The organism is Ottowia beijingensis (assembly GCF_042680925.1).
Taxonomy (GTDB): Bacteria; Pseudomonadota; Gammaproteobacteria; order Burkholderiales; family Burkholderiaceae_C; genus Ottowia; species Ottowia beijingensis.
The window spans coordinates 362,207-369,247 of the sequence record NZ_JBHUEP010000005.1 but is presented as its reverse complement, the minus strand read 5'-3'; the positions used below and the strand labels follow the sequence as shown (position 1 = coordinate 369,247).

5 protein-coding genes are annotated in these 7,041 nt (G+C 64.8%); 2 read left to right on the top strand and 3 right to left on the bottom strand.

Translation table 11 applies throughout. The features are described from left to right. Positions 1 to 330 precede the first annotated feature (330 nt). Positions 331 to 1,689 carry a hypothetical protein gene (locus ACFSCU_RS05130; protein ID WP_377560080.1) on the top strand — a complete coding sequence of 453 codons (1,359 nt, stop codon included), beginning with the start codon at positions 331 to 333 and terminating at the stop codon, positions 1,687 to 1,689. Between the two features lie 167 nt (positions 1,690 to 1,856). Then, complete coding sequence (gene mpl, locus ACFSCU_RS05125; protein ID WP_377560078.1) at positions 1,857 to 3,425, top strand: UDP-N-acetylmuramate:L-alanyl-gamma-D-glutamyl-meso-diaminopimelate ligase; 1,569 nt, start codon at positions 1,857 to 1,859, stop codon at positions 3,423 to 3,425. Between the two features lie 212 nt (positions 3,426 to 3,637). On the opposite strand, the gene ACFSCU_RS05120 is transcribed toward mpl, so the two are convergent. The 3 genes from ACFSCU_RS05120 to tldD form a co-directional block, all read right to left on the bottom strand. Beyond that, on the bottom strand, positions 3,638 to 3,949 hold the full coding sequence (locus ACFSCU_RS05120; RefSeq protein ID WP_180550797.1) for a hypothetical protein: 312 nt from the start codon (positions 3,947 to 3,949) through the stop codon (positions 3,638 to 3,640). 106 nt (positions 3,950 to 4,055) lie between these two features. Beyond that, positions 4,056 to 5,180 (bottom strand): 3-deoxy-7-phosphoheptulonate synthase, encoded by a 1,125-nt coding sequence (locus tag ACFSCU_RS05115; RefSeq protein WP_377560076.1) that lies wholly within the window; start codon positions 5,178 to 5,180, stop codon positions 4,056 to 4,058. A 318-nt stretch (positions 5,181 to 5,498) separates the two neighbouring features. After that, on the bottom strand, positions 5,499 to 6,959 hold the full coding sequence (gene tldD, locus ACFSCU_RS05110) for a metalloprotease TldD (RefSeq protein WP_180550796.1): 1,461 nt from the start codon (positions 6,957 to 6,959) through the stop codon (positions 5,499 to 5,501). Positions 6,960 to 7,041 lie beyond the last annotated feature (82 nt).

Here is a 7,041-nt window from a genome sequence, read left to right as displayed (position 1 = left end):
GTCCAGACCTGCGCAGGCAGGTCTGGAGCCGCAGACCTCAGCCCCCACTGGGGGACAACGCCGGTGGCCGGCGCAGGTCCGGCCACGGCGTTCTGGCGTGGCCTGCTCCGCGGCCTTGCGATCGGTGAACGAGGGTCGCGCAAGCAGATCAAACTCTTGTTTTTATAGCTGCTTGCGCTTTATTGGCGGGCGCTAGAGGCCAAAAAGACTCTGAACCAGATTCAGCGCGACAATCACGCCCTGCTCAGCGTCGCCGTCGTTCATGCACCCCTTGGCCGCCCCATGAAACGTGTCCTGCTCATCGCCAGCGGCGTCGCCGTCGCCCTGGCCGTGCTGTTCTGGCCCTACACCGTGGGGTTGTTCATGATGGGCAAGAGCCTGCAGGCCGATGGCCTGCAGGTGGTCTCGGGCATCCGCGAAGAACCCGGGCCGTGGGAAGTTGTCGACCCCGGCCAACCCAACGCCGTGTTCGTGAAACCCTACGTGCTACAGGCGGGCGCTGGCGAGGCGGTGCAGATTGGCGACATCGTGACTGTGCGCAAGTACATACTCGATACGGACGCCACGACGATCACGAAGGACATGGGGCCCATCTGGTTCTGGGTGGGATACCGCAGACCCCAAGACGGTCGCTTCTTTAAATGCCTCAAGATGGAGAACAGTTGTGACGTCGAAAGCGGCGTCGTCGGCCTGAAGACGGGTAGCTGGTTCTATTACCCCATCAACGATGTCAGCGTGGCATCCTGGCGCAATAAGGATGGACATCTTGACCCGCGCTGTGGCTCTGAACTCGTGCTGGGAGGGGGAAGTGGCGTCTTCATGCTGGAAGACACAACTGCCTTTCGCCATTCCTTGCCTGCCAAGCCCGCACCTTATCTGGAGCAGCAATTCAAGAACACCTTCGTGGCTGGCGGCGTGGGCGCAATGGTGCAGAGGCAGCTCTACCACCTGGTGCAGCGCTGCCCGGCCCAATTGCACCAGCGGACGGTGAAAGTCAGGAGCGGCGGCCCGACGACCACCCTTGAGCGCCGCCTGTGGGTGGTGGAGGGCGAACTGAAAGCCACCTGCGCCGACGGCAGCGTGATGACCTTCGGCGTAGGCCCGCTGTACACCGACCCGCCGCCCGGCGAGAGCTTTGGCCCGGCGCCACCCCAGGGCTATTGGGACGGCTGGTTCAAGCGCGCGTCGGCCAAGGTGCCGAAGGGCCTGCGCATCGAGCCGGCGCCCCCCATGCAGCCTGGCACCGTCTCGCCCGAGTTGCTGGCGCAGGTGCGCGACGTGAACGCGCGCTATGCCAAGCCGCTGAGCCACGGCCCTCGCCTCCTGCACAACGCCTATGTGGTGGTGGCGGGCGAGAAGACGCGGCTCAATTTGCGCGAGGGGCTGTGCTCGATACAAGGTTCCTGTGAAGGTTTCCACAAACTGGATCGCATCAAGATCACCGATTACCGGGTGCACGAACACACGCACGGCACGGCCGTGCGCGGCGAGAACGATGAATTCTTCTACACCGCCGATCCTGGTTACAGCGGCCCGGCGCATTTCAGGATTCACTTATCTGAAACCATCATGCTGAGTTCTGGAAAGCCCTGGATACGCACCAACGACGCCGACGTGCCGATCGAGGTGATCTCGCCGCAGGAGGCGGCCGCGCGCGCCGCACAAGGCAGGCCGGCAGGCGCATCCTGATTGCCCGCCAGCCGCCCACCGCGTGGCACACAGGCGCAGGGTCGCTCAGTCCGTGTGGCGCACATGTTGCCGCATCCCAGTCACTATATTTTGAATAGCTGCTCGCGCTTTCCCCACGGGCGCCAGAGGCCGAAAAGGCTTGCAATTCAGCCGTAGAATCCAGCCCCATGCATATTCACATCCTGGGCATCTGCGGCACCTTCATGGGCGGGCTGGCCGCGCTGGCGCGCGAGGCGGGCCACACCGTCACCGGCTGCGACGCGGGCGTGTACCCGCCGATGAGCGACCAGTTGCGCGCGCTGGGCATCGAGCTGATCGAGGGCTATGGCGCCGAGCAGATCGCGCTGAAGCCCGACGTGTTCGTGATCGGCAACGTGGTCAGCCGCGCGCGGCTGACGGACGGTTCACCGAAGTTTCCGCTGATGGAAGCCATTCTCGACGCCGGCGCGCCCTACATCAGCGGCCCGCAGTGGCTGCTGGAGAACGTGCTGCAGGGCCGCCACGTGCTGGCCGTGGCGGGCACGCACGGCAAGACGACGACCACGTCGATGCTGGCCTGGATTCTGGAGAGCGCGGGCCTCGCGCCCGGCTTCCTGGTCGGTGGGGTGCCGCTCAACTTCGGCATCAGCGCACGGCTGGGCTCCACCACCCCATCGGATGGGTCTGGCTCCCTCTCCCGGGAGCGGGAGAGGATTGGGGTGAGGGCCGACGGCCTTGCCCCCGCGCCCGCGAGCCCCTCACCCCAGCCCCCGGATCAAGTCCGGGGCAAGCTCTCCCCCCAGAGGGGCGAGGGAGCAACATCTCCCGCACGGCCCTTGTTCGTGATTGAAGCCGACGAATACGACACCGCCTTCTTCGACAAGCGCAGCAAGTTCGTGCACTACCGCCCGCGCACGGCGGTGCTGAACAACCTGGAGTTCGACCACGCCGACATCTTCGACGACCTGGCGGCGATCGAGCGGCAGTTCCACCACCTGGTGCGCACCGTGCCGCCCTCGGGCCGCGTGGTGGTCAACGGGCTGGAAGAAAGCCTGCAGCGCGTGCTGGCGCAGGGCTGCTGGAGCGGGCAGCGCAGCTTTGGTGCGGCGGTGAGCGATTTCACCGCGCACGGCGACGCGTCGGATTTCGAGGTGCAACTGCGTGGCCAGCCCGTGGGCCGCGTGCGCTGGGATCTGTCGGGCACCCACAACCAACTCAACGCGCTGGCCGCCATCGCCGCGGCCGAGCATGTGGGCGTGGCCCCGGCCGAGGCCTGCGCGGCGCTGGCCAGCTTTCAGAACGTGCGCCGCCGCATGGAGGTGCGTGGCCGCGTGGCCCAAGCCGGCGGCGCCGAGATCACGGTGTACGATGATTTCGCCCACCACCCCACGGCGATTCGCACCACGGTGGACGGCTTGCGCCGCCAGCTGGATGCGGCCGGCAAGCGAAGCGAGCGCATCCTCGCCATCTTCGAGCCGCGCAGCAACACGATGAAGCTGGGCACGATGAAATCGCAACTGCCCTGGTCACTGGAGCACGCCGACCTGAGCTTCTGCCACACCGGCGGGCTGGATTGGGACGCGGCCGCCGCGCTGGCGCCCCTAGGCGCGCACGCGCAGGTGGCCGCCAGCGTGGACGAGATCGTGCGTCAGGTCATCGCCGCGGCGCGCCCGGGCGACCACCTGCTGTGCATGAGCAATGGCGGCTTCGGCGGCGTGCACACGAAGCTGATGGAAGAACTTCAAAAACACCGATGAGCAACGAGTCTCAGACAGTGTTGCAGGAGCGGGCTTGCCCGCGATCAAGCGTTGATTGCGGCGAGACGTCTCATCGCGGGCAAGCCCGCTCCCACAACAGGGTCTGAGACTTCTTGATAGTCAAGCAAAAACAATAGCTGCTCGCGCTTACCCAGCAAGCGTTAGCGGCCAATTTGACCAAGAACCTGCCGCCTCGGCAGCGTGCTGCCGCATCAGTAAGAAACCGTCATCGCGCCCAGGTCGATGCGCACCACGGGCTTGTCGAGCGCAGCACTGGCGGCGCGCGCGAATTCGCGGCTCCACTGCGGGTCGTTCAGCAGCCGCGGGCCGGCGTCGCGCGCCACCACCAGCACCTTGTCGGCCAGCAGCAGCTTGCCGGTGGGGCGCAGCGGCTCGCTGCCCAGCTGGGTGAACTGCGCGTCGAGCCAGTCGCGTGCCTCGGCGTTGCCCATCGGCGCGGCGGGTTCGAGATCGAAGCGCCATTCGGTGCGCTCGTCCTGGATGACGCGGACTTCGCTTTGCATGATCGGTGGGTCTCCTGAAGGCGGGGGGATGCAGTCTGCATGCGCCCCGCGACCGCGGCACGCCCCGTGACTGTAGTCGATCCGAAGCGGCCGCCCTTGACGTCGATCAGCGCTTGCGCCGCGCCCGCACCGCGTCCGACAGCACTTGCAGGATAGTCTGCGTGCCGTCCCAGCCGATGCAGGCGTCGGTGATGCTCTTGCCGTATTCGAGCGCGTTCACGTCATCCTTGCCGGGCGTGAACTTCTGCGCCCCGCCGTGGATGTGGCTTTCCACCATCACGCCGAACACGCAGCGCGAGCCGCCCGACACCTGGGCAGCCACCTCGCGCGCCACGTCCAGCTGCTTCTCGTGCTGCTTGCTGCTGTTGGCGTGGCTGCAGTCGACCATCAGCGTGGGGGGCAGCTTGGCGGCCTCCAGCTCCTTGCAGGCGGCGGTCACGCTTTCGGCATCGTAGTTGGGCGCCTTGCCGCCACGCAGGATCACGTGGCAGTCCTTGTTGCCGTCGGTGTGGACGATGGCGACCTGGCCGTTCTTGTGCACCGACAGGAAGTGGTGGCCGCGGCTGGCGGACTGGATGGCGTCGGTGGCGATGCGGATGTTGCCGTCGGTGCCGTTCTTGAAGCCGATCGGGGCCGACAGCCCACTGGCCAGCTCGCGGTGCACCTGGCTTTCGGTGGTGCGCGCGCCGATGGCGCCCCAGCTGATCAGATCGCCGATGTACTGCGGCGAAATCACGTCGAGGAATTCGCTGCCCGCCGGCAGGCCCAGGCGGTTGATTTCGATCAGCAGCTGGCGCGCGATGCGCAGGCCTTCGTCGATGCGGTAGCTCTCGTCCAGGTAGGGGTCGTTGATGAGACCCTTCCAGCCCACGGTGGTGCGCGGCTTCTCGAAATACACGCGCATCACGATCTCGAGCGAATCGGCGTAAAGATCGCGCAGCGGCTTCACGCGCCGCGCGTAGTCCAGCGCCGCCGCCGGATCGTGGATGGAACACGGACCGATGACGACCAGCAGGCGATCATCCTTGCCCGACATGATGCGGCGGATCGACTTGCGGGTTTCGCCGATCAGCGTTTCGACCGCGGTGCCACGAATCGGGAAGAAGCGGATCAGGTGCTCGGGTGGGGGCAGCACGGTGATGTCCTTGATGCGTTGGTCGTCGGTCTGGCTGGTGCGTTCCTGCGACGGTTGCCAGGCCTCGACGGCGGCCTGCACGGCTTTCGCGTTCATGGCTTCTTCCTTTGAAATGAATAGGTGTTGACGGTGGTGTTCGGGCACAAAAAAACCGCCGGGCTCATCGCGTCGGCGGTCTTGTCGGGAAGTGCGCTTGGGTTACACGTTCGCCTCTCGTCCGCCGAGGACTGAGAACCAAAAGTAAAAACCGAAAGCGACACGCGTTTTCATGACCCAGCGAATGTAGCACAAGCAGCGTGACGGGCCGATGACGGGCACGGGCCGGGCGGTTACATACCGTCGCTTACTCACAAATTAATAGCTGGAAGCGCTTGACAGTCGACGGCTTCAGGGCAAATTCATTAAAAATGCAACTCAACCCGTTCCACCGACGGTGAGGCCGTCCAGCCGCAGCGTCGGCTGCCCCACGCCCACCGGCACACTCTGCCCTTCCTTGCCGCACACGCCCACGCCGGAATCGAGCCGCATGTCGTTGCCGATCATCGTGATGCGCTTGAGCGACTCGGGGCCGCTGCCCACGATGGTCGCACCCTTCACCGGGTACTGGATCTTGCCGTTCTCGACCCAGAAGGCCTCGCTGGCAGAGAACACGAACTTGCCGCTGGTGATGTCGACTTGGCCGCCGCCGAAGTTGGTGGCGTACAGACCTTTCTTGATGCTGGCCACGATTTCACGCGGGTCCGTGTCGCCGCCGAGCATGTAGGTATTGGTCATGCGCGGCATCGGAATGTGCGCATAGCTCTCGCGCCGGGCATTGCCGGTGGGCTTCACTCTCATCAAGCGCGCGTTCATCGCGTCCTGGATGTAGCCCTTCAGGATGCCGTCCTCGATCAATACGTTGCGCTGCGTGGCGTGACCTTCGTCGTCCACGTTGAGGCTGCCGCGCCGATCAGGAATCGTTCCGTCATCCAGCACGGTGACACCCTTGGCCGCCACGCGCTGGCCGATGCGGCCACTGAACGCGCTCGACCCCTTCCGGTTGAAATCACCCTCCAGGCCGTGACCAACCGCCTCATGCAACAGCACGCCCGGCCAGCCCGGACCGAGCACCACGGTCATCTCACCGGCAGGTGCAGGCCTGGATTCAAGGTTGGTGAGCGCAGCGGTCACCGCCTCGTCCACATAGCTCTTGACCAGCGCGTCGTCGAAATACGATAGGCCGAACCGCCCTCCACCGCCGAATGAACCAACTTCGCGCCGACCATTCTGTTCGGCGATCACGGTCACGGAGAGTCGGACCAACGGACGCACATCGGCTGCCAAGCTTCCATCGAGACGCGCGACCAACACCACATCGTACTCACTGGCCAAGCCGGCCATCACCTGGACAATCCGTGGGTCCACGGCCCGCGCCATCTGCTCGACCCTTTCAAGCAAGGTGACCTTGGCTGTGCTATCGAGAGATCCAATCGGATCAAGCGAGTCATAAAGCCTGCGACTTTTGGCCACAGTCCGACGTGGAAGCTTGATTCGGTCACTGCGGGCCGCCGTCGAGATGGCACGCACGGTGTGCGCCGCATCGTTGAGGGAGGCGGCCGAGATGTCATCGGCGTACGCAAATGCGGTTTTTTCGCCCGTTACCGCGCGCACGCCCACACCTTGGTCAATCGAAAAGCTGCCGGTCTTGACAATGCCCTCTTCCAGGCTCCAGCCTTCTGCGCGCGTGTACTGAAAGTAGAGATCCGCGTCATCGATCTGACGCTGTCCGATGATGCCCAGCGTCTTGCCTAAATCCACCTCGGTCAACCCAAATGGCGCCAATAGCAAATCATTAGCCGTCGCCAAACGCTCAATCGTGCTGCTTCTGGAAATCATGGCTGGATTGTAGGATGTGCGTGGATTCTTTGCGGTTGGCGCGCGACTTCTGCCCCCTCCGCCGACACCCAAAACGTTGCCC

Coding starts and splice junctions, on each gene's coding strand:
- mpl (WP_377560078.1), top strand. CDS start 1,857: ATGCATATTCACATCCTGGGCATCTGCGGCACCTTCATGGGCGGGCTG.
- ACFSCU_RS05120 (WP_180550797.1), bottom strand. CDS start 3,949: ATGCAAAGCGAAGTCCGCGTCATCCAGGACGAGCGCACCGAATGGCGC.
- ACFSCU_RS05115 (WP_377560076.1), bottom strand. CDS start 5,180: ATGAACGCGAAAGCCGTGCAGGCCGCCGTCGAGGCCTGGCAACCGTCG.
- tldD (WP_180550796.1), bottom strand. CDS start 6,959: ATGATTTCCAGAAGCAGCACGATTGAGCGTTTGGCGACGGCTAATGAT.